The organism is Mycobacterium sp. 20KCMC460, from assembly GCF_022179425.1.
Lineage (GTDB): Bacteria > Actinomycetota > Actinomycetes > Mycobacteriales > Mycobacteriaceae > Mycobacterium > Mycobacterium kiyosense.
Genome location: NZ_AP025524.1, coordinates 3818887 through 3833698 on the forward strand (window position 1 = coordinate 3818887; position 14812 = coordinate 3833698).

15 protein-coding genes are annotated in these 14812 nt (G+C 69.9%); 10 read left to right on the forward strand and 5 right to left on the reverse strand.

Going from position 1 to position 14812, the window contains the following annotated elements:
* Positions 1 to 17 precede the first annotated feature (17 nt).
* From MKCMC460_RS17685 to MKCMC460_RS17695, 3 genes are read left to right on the forward strand one after another with little or no spacing between them, the layout of a single operon-like run.
* On the forward strand, positions 18 to 551 hold the full coding sequence (locus MKCMC460_RS17685) for a bifunctional adenosylcobinamide kinase/adenosylcobinamide-phosphate guanylyltransferase (RefSeq protein ID WP_236982841.1): 534 nt from the start codon (positions 18 to 20) through the stop codon (positions 549 to 551).
* Complete coding sequence (cobT, locus tag MKCMC460_RS17690; RefSeq protein ID WP_236982839.1) at positions 548 to 1612, forward strand: nicotinate-nucleotide--dimethylbenzimidazole phosphoribosyltransferase; 1065 nt, start codon at positions 548 to 550, stop codon at positions 1610 to 1612. Before MKCMC460_RS17685 ends, cobT begins: the two co-directional genes overlap by 4 nt.
* Positions 1609 to 2346, forward strand: coding sequence for an adenosylcobinamide-GDP ribazoletransferase (locus tag MKCMC460_RS17695; RefSeq protein ID WP_238304637.1), 738 nt, complete (start codon positions 1609 to 1611; stop codon positions 2344 to 2346). The genes cobT and MKCMC460_RS17695 overlap by 4 nt, the downstream gene beginning before the upstream one ends.
* On the opposite strand, the gene MKCMC460_RS17700 is transcribed toward MKCMC460_RS17695, so the two are convergent.
* Together MKCMC460_RS17700 and gcvT are read right to left on the reverse strand one after the other, a co-directional pair.
* Complete coding sequence (locus tag MKCMC460_RS17700; protein ID WP_236982837.1) at positions 2343 to 3446, reverse strand: branched-chain amino acid aminotransferase; 1104 nt, start codon at positions 3444 to 3446, stop codon at positions 2343 to 2345. The genes MKCMC460_RS17695 and MKCMC460_RS17700 overlap by 4 nt on opposite strands.
* A gap of 53 nt (positions 3447 to 3499) precedes the next feature.
* A complete protein-coding gene (gene gcvT, locus MKCMC460_RS17705; protein ID WP_238304639.1) occupies positions 3500 to 4597 on the reverse strand; it encodes a glycine cleavage system aminomethyltransferase GcvT in 1098 nt (365 codons plus the stop codon).
* 115 nt (positions 4598 to 4712) lie between these two features.
* Between gcvT and MKCMC460_RS17710 the strand changes: the two genes are divergently transcribed.
* Complete coding sequence (locus MKCMC460_RS17710) at positions 4713 to 6260, forward strand: leucyl aminopeptidase (RefSeq protein WP_238304641.1); 1548 nt, start codon at positions 4713 to 4715, stop codon at positions 6258 to 6260.
* 3 nt (positions 6261 to 6263) lie between these two features.
* On the opposite strand, the gene MKCMC460_RS17715 is transcribed toward MKCMC460_RS17710, so the two are convergent.
* Entirely contained in the window at positions 6264 to 6728 is a 465-nt protein-coding gene (locus MKCMC460_RS17715; RefSeq protein ID WP_236982835.1) for an SRPBCC family protein, read from the reverse strand.
* 149 nt (positions 6729 to 6877) lie between these two features.
* On the opposite strand from MKCMC460_RS17715, the gene MKCMC460_RS17720 reads away from it, so the two are divergent.
* The gene (locus MKCMC460_RS17720; RefSeq protein ID WP_236982833.1) at positions 6878 to 7216 is read left to right on the forward strand and encodes an aminopeptidase; all 339 of its coding nucleotides are present in this window, start codon (positions 6878 to 6880) and stop codon (positions 7214 to 7216) included.
* Here MKCMC460_RS17720 and MKCMC460_RS17725 read toward each other — a convergent pair.
* A complete protein-coding gene (locus MKCMC460_RS17725) occupies positions 7213 to 8994 on the reverse strand; it encodes an SDR family oxidoreductase (RefSeq protein WP_236982831.1) in 1782 nt (593 codons plus the stop codon). The two genes, MKCMC460_RS17720 and MKCMC460_RS17725, sit on opposite strands and share 4 nt — an antisense overlap.
* A gap of 217 nt (positions 8995 to 9211) precedes the next feature.
* On the opposite strand from MKCMC460_RS17725, the gene sucB reads away from it, so the two are divergent.
* Both sucB and MKCMC460_RS17735 read left to right on the forward strand, forming a co-directional pair.
* On the forward strand, positions 9212 to 10978 hold the full coding sequence (gene sucB, locus MKCMC460_RS17730; protein ID WP_236982829.1) for a 2-oxoglutarate dehydrogenase, E2 component, dihydrolipoamide succinyltransferase: 1767 nt from the start codon (positions 9212 to 9214) through the stop codon (positions 10976 to 10978).
* A gap of 4 nt (positions 10979 to 10982) precedes the next feature.
* Positions 10983 to 11915, forward strand: coding sequence for a TIGR01777 family oxidoreductase (locus MKCMC460_RS17735; RefSeq protein ID WP_238304643.1), 933 nt, complete (start codon positions 10983 to 10985; stop codon positions 11913 to 11915).
* Here MKCMC460_RS17735 and MKCMC460_RS17740 read toward each other — a convergent pair.
* On the reverse strand, positions 11912 to 12271 hold the full coding sequence (locus MKCMC460_RS17740; RefSeq protein WP_236982827.1) for a DUF1622 domain-containing protein: 360 nt from the start codon (positions 12269 to 12271) through the stop codon (positions 11912 to 11914). The genes MKCMC460_RS17735 and MKCMC460_RS17740 overlap by 4 nt on opposite strands.
* Before the next feature lie 66 nt (positions 12272 to 12337).
* Between MKCMC460_RS17740 and lipB the strand changes: the two genes are divergently transcribed.
* The 3 genes from lipB to MKCMC460_RS17755 are packed head-to-tail and all read left to right on the forward strand — an operon-like array spanning position 12338 to position 14758.
* Positions 12338 to 13027 (forward strand): lipoyl(octanoyl) transferase LipB, encoded by a 690-nt coding sequence (gene lipB / locus MKCMC460_RS17745; RefSeq protein ID WP_236982825.1) that lies wholly within the window; start codon positions 12338 to 12340, stop codon positions 13025 to 13027.
* Positions 13024 to 13959 carry a lipoyl synthase gene (gene lipA / locus MKCMC460_RS17750; RefSeq protein WP_236982823.1) on the forward strand — a complete coding sequence of 312 codons (936 nt, stop codon included), beginning with the start codon at positions 13024 to 13026 and terminating at the stop codon, positions 13957 to 13959. Before lipB ends, lipA begins: the two co-directional genes overlap by 4 nt.
* A gap of 52 nt (positions 13960 to 14011) precedes the next feature.
* Complete coding sequence (locus tag MKCMC460_RS17755) at positions 14012 to 14758, forward strand: DUF4191 domain-containing protein (protein ID WP_236982821.1); 747 nt, start codon at positions 14012 to 14014, stop codon at positions 14756 to 14758.
* Positions 14759 to 14812: the final 54 nt, after the last annotated feature.

The following is a 14812-nucleotide window of genomic DNA, read 5'->3' on the forward strand; positions in this document are numbered from 1 at the left end:
AAGCCGCCTGACCGCACGTGCGCACGCTGGTGGTCGGCGGTATCAGGTCGGGTAAGTCCCGCTGGGCGGAGGAAGCGATCACGACGTCACTGGCAGCGACGGCGCCGGTCCGCTATGTGGCGGCCGGCCCCGTTGACCCGTCCGATGAGGAGTGGGCGGGCCGCGTCGCCCGGCATCGAGCCCGCCGGCCCGGGCATTGGACGACGGTGGAGACCGCCGACGTGACCGCGGAGTTGCGCCGGTCCCCCGCGGCCCCGACGCTCGTCGACGATCTGGGCACTTGGCTGACCGCGGCGCTGGACCGCCATCACGGGTGGGACGGCGGATCGGTCGATGCGCCCGTCGCCGAGCTCGTCTGCGCGGTGCAGACGTTCTGCTCGACGCTGGTGCTGGTGAGTCCCGAGGTGGGTCTGACGGTGGTGCCGGCCAGCGCCGCCGGCCGCCGGTTCGCCGACGAGCTGGGCAGCCTCAACCAGCGGCTGGCGGCGCTGTGCGAGCGGGTGGTGCTGGTGGTGGCCGGGCAGGCGCTGACGATCAAGGCCCCGGCATGATCGGTTTCGCGCCGGTGCCGCCGCCGGATCAGACCGCCGAGGCTGCCGCCCGCACCCGCCAGGACACCCTGACCAAGCCCCGGGGTGCGCTGGGCCGCCTGGAGGACCTGTCGGTGTGGGTCGCGTCCTGCCAGGGGCAATGCCCGCCGCGCCAGTTCCAGCGGGCCCGGGTGGTGGTGTTCGCCGGCGACCACGGCGTCGCCGGTAGCGGTGTGTCGGCCTATCCGCCGGAAGTCACGGCCCAGATGGTCGCCAACATCGAGGCGGGTGGGGCGGCGATCAACACGCTGGCGCAACTCGCCGGCGCGTCGGTGCGGGTCGCGGACCTGGCGGTGGACTCCGAGGCGACCGGCGCCGGGATCGGCGACCGGGTGCGCCGCGGCAGCGGCGACATCGCCGTCGAGGATGCGTTGACCCAGGAGGAGACGGCGCGCGCGATCGCGGCCGGCCAGCGGATCGCCGACGACGAGGTCGACGCCGGCGCGGACCTGCTGATCGCCGGCGACATGGGCATCGGCAACACCACCCCGGCCGCGGTGCTGGTGGCGGCACTGACCAACACCGAGCCGGTCGCCGTCGTCGGCTTCGGCACCGGGATCGACGACAATGCCTGGTCGCGGAAGACGGCCGCGGTGCGCGACGCCCTGTTCCGGGCCCGGCCGGTGCTCGAGGACCCGGTCGCGCTGCTGCGCAGCTGTGGCGGCGCCGACTTCGCGGCGATGGCCGGCTTCTGCGCCCAGGCCGCGATCCGGCGGACCCCGCTGCTGCTGGACGGGATGGCGGTGACGGCGGCCGCGCTGGTCGCCGAACGGCTGGCGCCCGGCGCGCGGCTCTGGTGGCAGGCCGGGCACCGATCCACCGAGCCGGGTCACGCGCTGGCCCTGCGGGCGCTGGATTTGGAGCCGATTCTCGATCTGCGGATGCGCCTGGGTGAGGGCAGCGGCGCCGCGTTGGCGGTGCCGGTGCTGCGCGCTGCGGTGGCCGCGCTGTCGTCGATGGCCACGTTCACCGAGGCCGGCGTTTCCGGTCCGGTGACCGGGCCCGCCGACCCGGTCACGTGATCCGTTCGCTGGCAACGGCTTTCGCGTTCGGGACGGTGTTGCCCGGGCCCGGCTCCCGGTCGGGGCCGATGGGCCGCGGGGCGATGACGGCGCTGCCGGTGGTGGGTGCGGCGTTGGGCGCGCTGGCCGCGGCGGTGACCTGGTGCGGGGCGGCGGCGTTCGGGCCCGGTAGCGCACTGTCGGGGCTGCTGGCGGTGGCCGCACTGCTGTTGGCGACCCGCGGCCTGCACATCGACGCGGTCGCCGACACCGCCGACGGGTTGGGCTGTTACGGGCCGCCGGAGAAGGCGCTGGCGGTGATGCGCGACGGGTCGAGCGGGCCGTTCGGCGTCGCCGCCGTGGTCATGGTGATCGCCCTGCAGGCGACGGCGTTCTCGGCGCTGGCGCCCGGCGCCGTCGTCGAGGCCGTGGTCGCCGGGCGGGTGAGTGCGGTGCTGGCCTGTCGGCGCTCGGTGCCGGCGGCGCCGGGCAGCGCGCTGGGGGCGCGGGTGGCCGGCAGTCAACCCGGCTGGGTGGTGCTGGCGTGGCTGGCCGTGCTGCTGGTGGCCGCGGCGCCAATAGCTTCGCAGCTGTGGCAGGGGCCGGCGGCGGCGCTGCTGGGGGTGGTGTGCGGGTGGGGGCTGGTGGCGCATTGTGTGCGCCGGTTCGGCGGCGTCACCGGCGACGTGCTGGGTGCGGCGATCGAGCTGACGACGACGGTGTGCGCGGTCGCCTTTGCCGCCTGGGCACGCTAGCCGAGCCGGGCCATCCAGCCGTGGGTGTCGGCGAAGGTGCCGCGCTGGATACCGGTCAGCGTGTCGCGCAGCGCCATGGTCACTTCGCCGGGCTTGCCGTCGGCGATGGTGAAGTCACGGTCGCCGTACTTGACCTGGGCGACCGGGGTGATCACCGCGGCGGTGCCGCAGGCGAACACTTCGGTGATCTCACCGGAGGCGGCTTTCTTCTCCCACTCCTCGATGTCGATCTTGCGTTCTTCGACGCTGAACCCCGCGTCAATGGCTAACTGCAGCAACGAATCTCGCGTGATGCCGGGTAGCAGCGAGCCGGACAGTTCCGGGGTGACCAACCGTGCCGAGCCGCCGCTGCCGAGCACGAAGAACAGGTTCATCCCGCCCATCTCTTCGACATAGCGGCGTTCCACACCGTCCAGCCAGACCACCTGGTCGCACCCGTTTTCGGCGGCCTCGGCCTGCGCCAGCAGCGAGGCGGCGTAGTTGCCGCCGAATTTGGCCGCACCCGTGCCACCCGGGCTGGCCCGCACGTAGTCGGTGGAGATCCAGACGGTGACGGGGTTGATGCCGCCCTTGAAGTAGGCGCCGGCCGGCGACGCGATCAGCAGGTAGCGGTACTCCTTGGCCGGCCGCACCCCCAGACCCGGTTCGGTGGCGATGATGAACGGCCGCAGATACAGCGCCTCTTCCCCGCCCGCTTTGGGCACCCACGCATTGTCCACCGCGATGAGCTGGCACAGCGACTCGATGAACACCGCGTCCGGCAGTTCCGGGATCGCCAGCCGCCGCGCCGAGGAGCGCAGCCGCGCGGCGTTGGCGTCGGCGCGGAAGGACACCACCGAGCCGTCGGCCCAGCGGTAGGCCTTGAGGCCTTCGAACACTTCCTGCGCGTAGTGCAGCACGATCGCCGACGGGTCCAGTTCGATCGGCCCGTAGCCCAGGACCCGGGCGTTGTGCCAGCCCTGACCCTCTTTGTAGTCGATCGACACCATGTGGTCGGTGTGGTACTTGCCGAAGCCGGGGTCGGCCAGGATCGCTGCCCGCTCGGCCTCGGTGGCGGGGTTTTCCGCGCGCGAGACCGTGAATTCAAGTGGGCTGGCCATGGCGCTGATTCTATAACCGGCCGGAAACGGGTTTTTCCATGCGAGTGGCTCGCCTAACGCGTCTTCGGTTCGACGAACGGTGGACGCACCACCTCGCAGTCGGCGGCGCGGCCGCGGACGTCGACGGTGACTTTCTGGCCGTCCTCGATGCCGGCCGCGGTGTCGATCAGCGCCAGCGCGATGCCCGCCTGCAGGGTCGGCGAGAACGTTCCCGACGTGGTGACTCCGACGGTCTCGTCCCCGTTCCGCACGGTCAGCCCGGACCGCAGCACCCCGCGGCCCACCATTCGCAGCCCCCGCAGCAGCCGCCGCGGACCGGCTTCCTTCTCGGCGAGCAGCGCGGCCCGGCCGAAGAAGGCGTCCTTCTTCCAGCCGATCGCCCAGCCGCAGCGCGCCTGCAGCGGCGAAATGTCCAGCGACAGTTCGTGCCCGTGCAGCGGGTAGCCCATCTCGGTGCGCAGCGTGTCGCGGGCGCCCAGCCCGGCGGGCTGGCCGCCGGTATCGGCGACCGCGGCCACCAGCGCGTCGAACACCTCTGCGGCGGAGTCCCACGGCGGCAGCAGCTCGTAGCCGTGCTCGCCGGTGTACCCGGTGCGGCAAACCCGAACCGGCACACCGGAATACGCCGTATCCGCGTAACCCATGTAATCCATCTCGGTCGGCAACCCCAACACGTTCAGCACGTCGGTGGACTTGGGTCCCTGCACCGCCAGCACGGCGTAGTCGCGGTGCTGGTCGGTGATGGTGAGGCCGGCGGGTGCGGCGGCTTGCAGCGCCGCGACCACGGCGGCGGTGTTGGCGGCGTTGGGCACCAGGAAGATCTCGTCGTCGCTGACGTAGTAGGCGATCAGGTCGTCGATGACGCCGCCGGATTCGGTGCAGCACAACGTGTATTGCGCTTTGCCGGGTCCGATCCGGTTCAGGTCGTTGGTGAGTGCGGAGTTGACGAAGCGGGCTGCGCCCGGGCCGCGCACCAGCGCCTTGCCGAGGTGGCTGACGTCGAACAGGCCGACGGCGTTGCGGGTGGCGTGGTGCTCGCCGACGGTTCCGGCGTAGGACACCGGCATCGTCCAGCCGCCGAACTCGGCGAAGCTGGCGCCCAACGCTCGGTGGCGGTCTTCCAGGGGTCCGTGCAGCGGCTCGTCGGTCACGGCGTCCCACACTAGCTGCTGACACACTGAGCCAGGTGTTCGAGTGACGTGGCGGCCCCGGTGAGCGCGACACTGCCCAAGCGCAGGGTCTCAGCGGCGATTAGGGTGGGGTCGCGTGACGACTGAACCTGGATACCAAGCCCCCTCCGTCAACGTGGCCACCGCGCTGCCCAAACGCGGGGCCGGTTCGTCGGTGCTGGTGGTGCCGGTGGTCTCGGTCGGCGACGACGAGCGCCCCGGCGCCACCGTCGCCGCTGCCGGTGAGCTGCTGCCCGCCGAGGCGGTCGCCGAGATCGAGGCGGGCCTGCAGGCGCTGGGCGCCACCGGCGGCGCCGAGCAGGTGCACCGGCTGGTCGTCTCGTCGCTGCCGGTGGGCAGCGTGTTGACGGTCGGTTTGGGCAAGTCACGCGAGGAGTGGCCCGCCGACGTGGTCCGGCGTGCGGCCGGGGTTGCGGCACGCTCGCTGGGCAAGGCCGAGTCGGTGATCACCACGCTGGGCGAGCTGCCCGGCGAGGATGTCGGCTCGGCGGTCGTGGAGGGCCTGATCCTGGGCAGCTACCGGTTCAGCGCTTTCCGCAGCACCAAAACCGCGCCGAAGGACCCGGGGCTGCGCAAGATCACCGTGTTGTCCAGCGCCAAGGGCGCCAAGAGCCAGGCTGCGCACGGCGCGGCCGTCGCGGCCGCGGTGGCGACCGCCCGCGATTTCGTCAACACTCCCCCCAACGCCCTCTTCCCTGCTGAATTCGCAAGGCGCGCAAAGGAACTGGGTGAGTCGGTGGGACTTGAGGTGGAGGTTCTCGACGACAAGGCGCTGAAGAAAGCCGGCTACGGGGGGCTGATCGGTGTCGGCCAGGGCTCGTCGCGGCTGCCCCGGTTGGTGCGCCTGACGCACCGCGGATCGCGGTTGGCGAAAAACCCCAAACGGGCCAAGAAGGTCGCTCTGGTCGGCAAGGGCGTCACCTTCGACACCGGCGGCATCTCGATCAAGCCGGCCGCCTCCATGCACCACATGACCTCCGACATGGGCGGAGCGGCAGCGGTGATCGCCACCGTGGCACTCGCCGCCCAGCAGGGTCTGCCGATCGACGTGATCGCCACCGTTCCGATGGCCGAGAACATGCCTTCGTCCACCGCGCAGCGCCCCGGCGACGTGCTGACCCAGTACGGCGGCATCACCGTGGAGGTGCAGAACACCGACGCCGAGGGCCGGCTGATCCTGGCCGACGCCATCGTGCGGGCCTGCGAGGACAACCCGGACTATCTGATCGAGACGTCCACGCTGACCGGTGCGCAGACCGTGGCGCTGGGCGCGCGGATCCCCGGGGTGATGGGCAGCGACGAGTTCCGCGACCGGGTGGCCGCGATTTCGCAGCGGGTCGGCGAGAACGGCTGGCCGATGCCGCTGCCCGACGAACTCAAGGACGACCTGAAGTCGCAGGTGGCCGACCTGTCCAACATCAGCGGGCAGCGTTTCGCCGGGATGCTGGTGGCCGGGGTGTTCCTGCGGGAGTTCGTCGCCGACGGGGTGTCCTGGGCGCACATCGACGTGGCAGGTCCGGCGTACAACACCGGCAGCGCGTGGGGCTACTCCCCCAAGGGCGGCACCGGGGTGCCGACCCGCACCATGTACGCGGTGCTCGAGGACATCGCCGAAAACGGCTGACGCTCAGCTGACCTCGCTGGGCTGTCGGCCCTTGGCCAGGGCCTCCAGCCGCCACAGACACTCGACGTTGCGCGGATACACCGCCGCCATCGCGAGGCGATCCGGCAGCACGTTCATCGGGCCGCTGACCGGCACTTCGATCATCTCGATTCGGCATCCGTCGGGAATGTCGTGCAGCCGCAACGTGATTCGTGCGGCACCGATGATGCCCAGCTGCGCCCGCAGCACGATCTCCTCGCCGGGACGGCAACTTTCGACCACCGTCTTGTCGTTGATGACCAGCGGCCACACTCCGACCGAGTGCTGAATTTCGGCGCCGGGTTCGGGCCACTCCGCGTCCACCGCGCGGGTTCGGCTGTTGCCGACCACCCACTGCGCGTAGGTCCATCCGTTGGCGATCACGTCCCACACCTCTTGGCGGGAAGAAGACACGTCGCGGGTCGCGACCAGCGCTTCGCTGATTGTCATGGCACATCCTTCCGCATCGGAATCCGAGACTGCGGGTACCCACCTGGGCGGGAAGTATCGCGGTGGCCGGCCACTAGACCTGGCCCGGTTTAGCTCCTGATGAGCGCGGCTACTAGATCAGCAGCAACACATTCGGGAAAGGCCGAACAATGACAGTGCGACGGTTGATCACAGTGCTGGGTGCCGCGCTGTTGCTGGCCGGCGTGATCGGCCTGCTGGTGCCGGTGTCGGTATCCAACAGCAACGGCGGAACGGTTAGCTGCGGGAACGCGATTTCCTCCGATCTGTCCGGCGCCAGAAGCGCCAACGACCGCAACGGAGCCAACATCCCGATCCTGAACCAGATCATTCCGCACACCGATTTCGTGGCGGCGTGCGAGTCGTCGCTGTCCAGCCGGCGCGCCTGGACGATCCCGCTGGCGCTGGTCGGGCTGGTCGCGCTCGTCGGGCCGCTGGTGGTGCGGCGCACCGATCCGACCCGGATCTAGATCACCCGCATCCGCGCGGTGCTGCGCAGCGCCTGCGGTAGCACCCGGGAGACGCCGTACAGCGCATACGCTTCGGGGGCGACCGGCCGGATCGGCTTGTTCTTTTTCACCGCCGACACAATGGCATTGGCTACCTTGTCCGGCCCATAGCTGCGCAACGCGAACATCTTTTCCAGCTGGCCGCGCCTGCCGTCGAGCTGTTCGTCGCCCTTGCCGCCGGCATCGAAGCGGGTGGTCGCGACGATGTTGGTGTTGACCACGCCCGGGCAGATCGTCGTCAGCCCAACGTCGGCGGCGTCAAGTTCGGCTCGCAGGCAGTCGGAGAACATGAACGTCGCGGCCTTGGAGGTGCAGTACGCGTTGAGCGACTGCAGCGGCGCGTAGGCGGCCATCGACGACACGTTGACGATGTGACCGCCGGTGCCGCGCTCGACCAGCCGGCGTCCGAATGCGCGGCAGCCGTTGACCACGCCACCGAGGTTGACGTCCAGCACCCGGTCGAACTGCTCGGGCGGGGTGTCCAGGAAGTTGCCCGCCTGCCCGATGCCGGCGTTGTTGACGACGATGTCGGGCAGGCCGTGTTCGGCGCAGACCCGATCGGCGAAGGCTTCGACGGCCTCGGCGTCGGACACGTCGAGCACGTAGGAGTGCGCGACGCCGCCGCGGGCGGCGATCTGCGCGGCGGTCTCCTTGACGGTCGCCTCGTCGATGTCGCTGAGCACCAGTTCGGCGCCTTCGCGCGCGAACGCGAGCGCGGTCTCGCGGCCGATCCCGCTGCCGGCGCCGGTCACCGACACCAGCGTGTCGCCGAATTCGCCGCGGGGGCGGCCGATCTGGGCGCGCAGCAGCGCCCGGCTGGCCGGTTTGCCTTCGGCCAGGTCGGCGAAGTCGTGCACCGCGGCGGCCATCACCTGCGGGTGCGACATCGGTGAGAAGTGCCCGGCCCGGATGTCGCGCCGCCACAGCCGCGGCACCCAGCGCGAGGTCTGGTCGTAGCCGTGCGGCCGCACGTACTTGTCTTTGGTGTTGACGATGAGTTGTACCGGCACGTCGACAATGTGGACGCCCTGGCGGCGGAATTCGCCGGAATAGGAGCGCCAGTAGTTGGCCGGGTACACCTTCACCGAGTTGGCGGCGTCGCTGGCGATGTTGTCGGAGTGGTGAATCTGCTCGGCGGGGATGTTGTCGACGACCTGGCGTCGGATCGCGGCGCTGCGGAACGCCAGCCGGAGCAGCAGCGGCGCCAGCACCGGAACCGAGAAGAACGCCATGTAGGTCAGCCGCAGCGCCTGGCTCAGGGAGCGCGCGAAGCCGCGCGGGCGCCACGGCCGCCGCAGCCCGCCGAAGATGAAGTCGACCAGCTGATCGTGCGCGGGGCCGGACACCGAGGTGAAGGTGGCGACCCGGTCGCTCGCGCCGGGCCGGGCCAGGTATTCCCACACCCCGACCGAACCCCAGTCGTGGGCCAGCACATGCACGGGCTGTCCGGGGCTCAGTTCGGCGATCACGGCGGCGAAGTCGTCGGCGTAGCGCGCCATTGTGTAGGCGGACACCGGCTTGGGCGCCGATGACAGACCGACCCCGCGGTTGTCGTACCGGACGATCCGGAACCGTTGCGCCAGTAGCGGAACGACACCGTCCCACAACGCGTGCGAGTCGGGCCAGCCGTGTACCAGCACCACGGTGGGGCCTTCCCGGTTGCCGTCTTCGTAGACGGCGATCCGGACGCCGTCGCCGCTGTCGACGAACCGCTGGGGTGCGTTCTGTGGTGCCCGCATCGAACCTCCGCGACCTGCGAGTTGCTGCCCTTTGGCTGGCTTTGCCAGTGGCCCACCGTAGCAAGCGGAGATCGGCGCGCCCTGAATGCGCGGTGCTGGTGGCAGAGTGACAGGATAGGTTTCGAGATCTACGTGGGTTTTGGATCCGGTTCACGACTGTGTGGTAAGCCGGAGGTCGACCTGCGCCGACCGACGACCGTTCGAGGAGTCAACAGAGATGGCCTTCTCAGTCCAGATGCCGGCACTTGGTGAGAGCGTCACCGAGGGAACGGTCACCCGCTGGCTCAAGCAGGAAGGCGACACGGTCGAAGTCGACGAGCCGCTCGTCGAAGTTTCGACCGACAAGGTCGACACGGAGATCCCGTCGCCGGCCGCCGGAGTGTTGACCAAGATCGTCGCCCAGGAGGACGACGTCGTCGAGGTCGGCGGCGAGCTGGCCGTCATCGGCGACTCCAAAGACGACGGCGACGACGGCGGCTCGCAGGAGGCCGCACCGGCCGAAGAGAAATCCGAGGCCGAGCCGGCGCAGGAGTCCGAACCCGAACCGGAGCCCGAACCGGAGACCAAGGACGAGAAGTCCAGCGAGGCGTCCGGTGGCGGCGACTCGACGCCGGTGCTGATGCCTGAGCTGGGCGAGTCGGTCACCGAGGGCACCGTGACGCGCTGGCTGAAGAAGGTCGGCGATTCGGTGCAGGTGGACGACCCGCTGGTGGAGGTGTCCACCGACAAGGTCGACACCGAGATCCCCTCGCCGGTGGCCGGGGTGCTGGTGAGCATCACCGCCGACGAGGACGACGTCGTGCAGGTCGGCGGCGAGCTCGCGCGGGTCGGCAGCTCGGAATCGGCGGGCAAGTCCGAACCCAAGCCCGAGCCCAAGCAGCAGGCCGAGCCCGAACCGGAGCCGGAGCCGGAGCCGGAACCCGAGCCCCAACAAGAAGAAAAGCCGGAGCCGAAACAGGAAGCCAAGCCGGAGCCGAAGCAAGAGCCCAAAACCGAAGCCGAGTCCGAGCCCGCCGCCGACGCACCCAGGGACGGCTCCCCCTACGTCACTCCCCTGGTGCGAAAGCTGGCTGCGGAGAACAACATCGACCTCTCGGAGGTGACCGGTACCGGAGTGGGCGGCCGCATCCGCAAGCAGGACGTGCTGGCCGCGGCGGAGAAGAAGAAACAGCCCGCCAAGGAGCCGGCCGCCCAGCCCGCGCCACCCAAAGAGGCGGCCAAGCCCGCCGCGGCGGCCAGTGCGGCGCCCGCCCTGGCGCATCTGCGCGGCACCACCCAGAAGGCCAGCCGGATCCGTCAGATCACCGCCAAGAAGACCCGCGAATCGCTGCAGCTCACCGCGCAGCTCACGCAGACCCACGAGGTCGACATGACCAGGATCGTGGCGTTGCGGGCGCGCGCCAAGACCGCGTTCGCCGAACGCGAGGGCGTGAACCTGACGTATCTGCCGTTCATCGCGCGGGCGGTCATCGACGCGCTCAAGACCCACCCGAACATCAACGCCAGCTACAACGAGGACAGCAAGGAGATCACCTACTACGACGCCGAGCACCTCGGGTTCGCCGTCGACACCGAGCAGGGCCTGCTGTCCCCGGTCGTCCACAACGCCGGCGATTTGTCGCTGGCCGGACTGGCCCGGGCTATCGCCGACATCGCCGACCGCGCCCGCACCAACAAGCTCAAGCCCGACGAGTTGTCCGGTGGCACCTTCACCATCACCAACATCGGCAGCCAGGGGGCGCTGTTCGACACGCCGATCCTGGTGCCGCCGCAGGCCGCGATGCTGGGCACCGGGGCCATCGTCAAGCGGCCACGGGTGATCGTGGACGACTTGGGCAACGAGTCGATCGGGGTCCGGTCGATCTGCTATCTCCCGCTGACCTACGACCACCGGCTGATCGACGGCGCCGACGCCGGACGGTTCCTCACCACCGTCAAAAACCGCCTCGAAGAAGGGGCCTTCGAGGCCGATCTAGGGCTGTGAGACGGTGGCTCACCCTGGTCCCCAGGCCCCCAGAGCCACCGTCGCCATAGCGGGTTCGTCGGGTCTGATCGGCTCGGCGTTGACGGCGGCGTTGCGCGCCGCCGACCACCAGGTGTTGCGCATCGTGCGCCGGGCACCGGCGAATTCCGAAGAGCTGCACTGGAATCCCGACAGCGGCGAGTTCGATCCCGACGCACTCGCCGGCGTCGACGTGGTGGTGAACCTGTGCGGGATCAACATCGGCTCGCGCCGTTGGTCGGGTGCGTTCAAGCAGAGCCTGCGCGACAGCCGGATCACGCCGACCGAGGTGTTGTCCGCCGCCGTCGCCGACGCCGGCGTCGGCACCCTGATCAATGCCAGCGCGGTGGGTTACTACGGCAACACCCGGGACCGTGTGGTCGACGAAAACGATTCTGCCGGAAGGGGTTTCCTGGCCCAGCTGTGTGTGGACTGGGAGGCCGCGACGCTGCCGGCCCAGTACGACGGCACCCGGGTGGTGCTGGCCCGCACCGGGGTGGTGCTGGCGCCGACGGGTGGTGCGCTGCGGATGATGCGGCCGGTGTTCTCGGTCGGCTTGGGGGCGCGGCTGGGCAACGGCCGTCAGTACATGTCGTGGATCAGCCTCGAGGACGAGGTGCGGGCGCTGCTGTTCGCCATCTCCCATCCCACGCTGTCCGGGCCGGTGAACATGACCGGGCCGGCGCCGGTCACCAACGCCGAGTTCACCACCGCCTTCGGCCGGGCGATCAACCGCCCGACCCCACTGGCGCTGCCCGGTTTCGCGGTGCGCGCGGCGCTGGGTGAATTCGCCGACGAGGGACTGCTCAGCGGGCAGCGTGTCATCCCGACGGCGTTGGAGCAAGCGGGGTTTCAGTTCCACCACAACACCATCGGCGAGGCGCTGGACTACGCCACCGCCCGACGCCACCTGGACTAAGCAGGGTCCGGCGTTCGCGGCTCGTCACGTCTCCAGGGCCACCGACCGGTCATCTCCACGGTCAGCGAGATGCTCAAAAAAGTCCTGATCGCCACCACGCCGGCCAGCACTGCGACGCTCTGACCGGTGGGCGTGACGACGATGGTGCGGATGATGTCGCCGGCCACCAGGAACTCGAGCCCGACGAGGATCGCGCGGCCCAGATCGACGCGCAGCTGCTGGTAGGCCTGCGGCTGCTTGCGCAGTGCCCCGGACAGGAAGCGGGCGATGGCGTTGACGGCGCCGAGGATGATCACCGCGACACCCACGCCGTCGATGCCGGCGCCGATGCGGTCCACGATCTGGATGTAGGTCATTGTCGGCCGATTATCTCCCGGCCCGAGCTTCCCGATGCCCGCTGGGCGTCCAGTAACGTCGCTGAGGTGACGGAATCCATCCGGTCCGGCTCCGCCCCGATCGAGGTGCGCCAACTCGACACGGTCGAATATCGCACCGCCTGGCAGCTGCAGCGTGAGCTGGCCGGCGCCCGCGCGGCCGGGGGTCCCGACACGCTGCTGCTGCTGGAGCATCCGGCCGTCTACACCGCCGGCCGGCGCACCGAAGCGCACGAGCGCCCGCTGGACGGGACACCGGTGGTCGACACCGACCGCGGCGGCAAGATCACCTGGCACGGCCCGGGTCAGCTGGTCGGCTATCCGATCATCAGGCTGGCCGAGCCGCTCGACGTGGTCAACTACGTGCGTCGCCTCGAGGAGGCGTTGATCACGGTCTGCGGCGAGGTGGGCCTGGACGCCGGCCGGATCGAGGGACGCTCCGGGGTGTGGGTTCCGGGCCGGCCCGCCCGCAAGGTCGCCGCCATGGGGGTGCGGGTGGCGCGCGCGACGACGCTGCACGGATTCGCGCTCAACTGTGACTGCGACCTGGATGCGTTCAGCGCGATCGTGCCGTGCGGGATCAGCGACGCCGGGGTGACGTCGCTGTCGGCCGAGCTGCACCGCCCGGTCACCGTCGCCGAGGTACGCGCGGCCGTCGCCGACGCCGTCTGCGCCGCCCTGGACGGTTTGCTGCCGGTCCGAGAACATCGCGCCGCGCGCGTAACATCGTCGGGGTGACTGTCGCTCCCGAAGGCCGAAAGTTGCTGCGCCTCGAGGTGCGTAACGCGCAGACCCCCATCGAGCGCAAGCCGTCGTGGATCAAGACGCGGGTCCGGATGGGACCGGAATACACCGAACTGAAGAGCCTGGTCCGCCGTGAGGGACTGCACACGGTGTGCGAAGAAGCCGGCTGCCCCAACATCTTCGAATGCTGGGAAGATCGCGAGGCCACGTTTCTGATCGGCGGTGACCAGTGCACCCGCCGCTGCGACTTCTGCCAGATCGACACCGGCAAGCCGGCCGAACTTGATCGCGACGAACCTCGCCGGGTCGCGCAGAGCGTACAGACCATGGGGCTGCGCTATGCCACGGTGACCGGTGTGGCCCGCGACGACCTGCCCGACGGCGGGGCGTGGCTGTATGCCGAAACGGTGCGCGCCATCAAGGAGCTGAACCCCAACACCGGCGTCGAACTGCTGGTTCCCGACTTCAACGGTGCACCCGCACGGCTTGCAGAGGTGTTCGAATCCCGTCCGGAAGTGTTGGCGCACAACGTCGAAACGGTGCCGCGCATCTTCAAGCGGGTCCGTCCGGCGTTCACTTATGAGCGCAGTTTGAACGTGCTGACCGCGGCCCGTGATTTCGGTCTGGTCACCAAGAGCAACCTCATTCTGGGCCTGGGTGAGACGCCCGACGAGGTGCGCACCGCGCTGGTCGACCTGCACGCCGCGGGTTGCGACATCGTCACCATCACCCAATACCTGCGGCCCTCGGCGCGCCACCACCCGGTGCAGCGTTGGGTGACGCCGGACGAGTTCGTCGAGTTCGCGCAGTACGCCGAGGGGCTGGGTTTCGCCGGGGTGCTGGCCGGGCCATTGGTGCGCTCGTCGTATCGGGCCGGCCGGCTTTACGAGCAGGCGCGCACGTCGCGGTCGTCGTCGCGGACATAGCCGGTCCGGGACCGCGCAGTCACCTGCCACGGCATACGTATCCTTGATGACTATGGCTAAATCCCGACCCGCTGCCGAGAGCAAGGCCGCCAAGGCCGAGGCGACGGCCGCCCGCAAGGCGGCGGCCAAAGAGCGCCGCAGTCAGCTGTGGCAGGCCTTCAACATGCAGCGCAAGCAGGATAAGCGACTGTTGCCGTACATGGTCGGTGCCTTCGTGCTGATCGTGGCCGCGGCGGTGGCGATCGGCATTTGGGCGCACGCGTTGATCCTGACGATCCCGTTCGGCCTGGCACTGGGCGCGCTGCTGGCGTTCATCATCTTCGGCAGACGGGCCCAGCGCAGCATCTACCGCCAGGCTGAGGGCCAGGCCGGCGCCGCGGGATGGGTGCTGGACAATCTGCGCGGCAAGTGGCGGGTGACTCCCGGTATCGCCCAGACCGGTCATTTCGATCTGGTGCACCGGGTGATCGGCCGCCCGGGCGTCATCTTCGTCGGTGAGGGTTCGCCCGGCCGGGTCAAGCCGCTGCTGGCGCAGGAGAAGAAGCGCACCGCCCGACTTGTCGGCGACATCCCGATCTACGACGTGATCGTCGGCAACGGCGAGGGCGAGATCCCGTTGGCCAAGCTGGAACGCCATCTGACCCGGCTGCCCGCGAATATCACCGTCAAGCAGATGGATTCGCTGGAGTCGCGACTGGCGGCGCTGGGCTCGCGGGCCGGGGCCTCCATGCTGCCGAAGGGCCCGCTGCCGAACGCCGGCAAGACCCGCGGTATTCAGCGCACGGTGCGCCGCAAATAGCTGGTGCTCGCGGGCGGCCCGTCCGGGCGCCGTTTCTGCGGCCGACTCCGCTGC

Excerpts from the sequence above, each read along its gene's own strand:
- MKCMC460_RS17755 (WP_236982821.1), top strand. The coding sequence starts at position 14,012 with ATGGCTAAATCCCGACCCGCTGCCGAGAGCAAGGCCGCCAAGGCCGAG.
- MKCMC460_RS17725 (WP_236982831.1), bottom strand. The coding sequence starts at position 8,994 with ATGCGGGCACCACAGAACGCACCCCAGCGGTTCGTCGACAGCGGCGAC.
- cobT (WP_236982839.1), top strand. The coding sequence starts at position 548 with ATGATCGGTTTCGCGCCGGTGCCGCCGCCGGATCAGACCGCCGAGGCT.
- MKCMC460_RS17720 (WP_236982833.1), top strand. The coding sequence starts at position 6,878 with ATGACAGTGCGACGGTTGATCACAGTGCTGGGTGCCGCGCTGTTGCTG.
- MKCMC460_RS17740 (WP_236982827.1), bottom strand. The coding sequence starts at position 12,271 with ATGACCTACATCCAGATCGTGGACCGCATCGGCGCCGGCATCGACGGC.
- MKCMC460_RS17715 (WP_236982835.1), bottom strand. The coding sequence starts at position 6,728 with ATGACAATCAGCGAAGCGCTGGTCGCGACCCGCGACGTGTCTTCTTCC.
- MKCMC460_RS17700 (WP_236982837.1), bottom strand. The coding sequence starts at position 3,446 with ATGGCCAGCCCACTTGAATTCACGGTCTCGCGCGCGGAAAACCCCGCC.
- sucB (WP_236982829.1), top strand. The coding sequence starts at position 9,212 with ATGGCCTTCTCAGTCCAGATGCCGGCACTTGGTGAGAGCGTCACCGAG.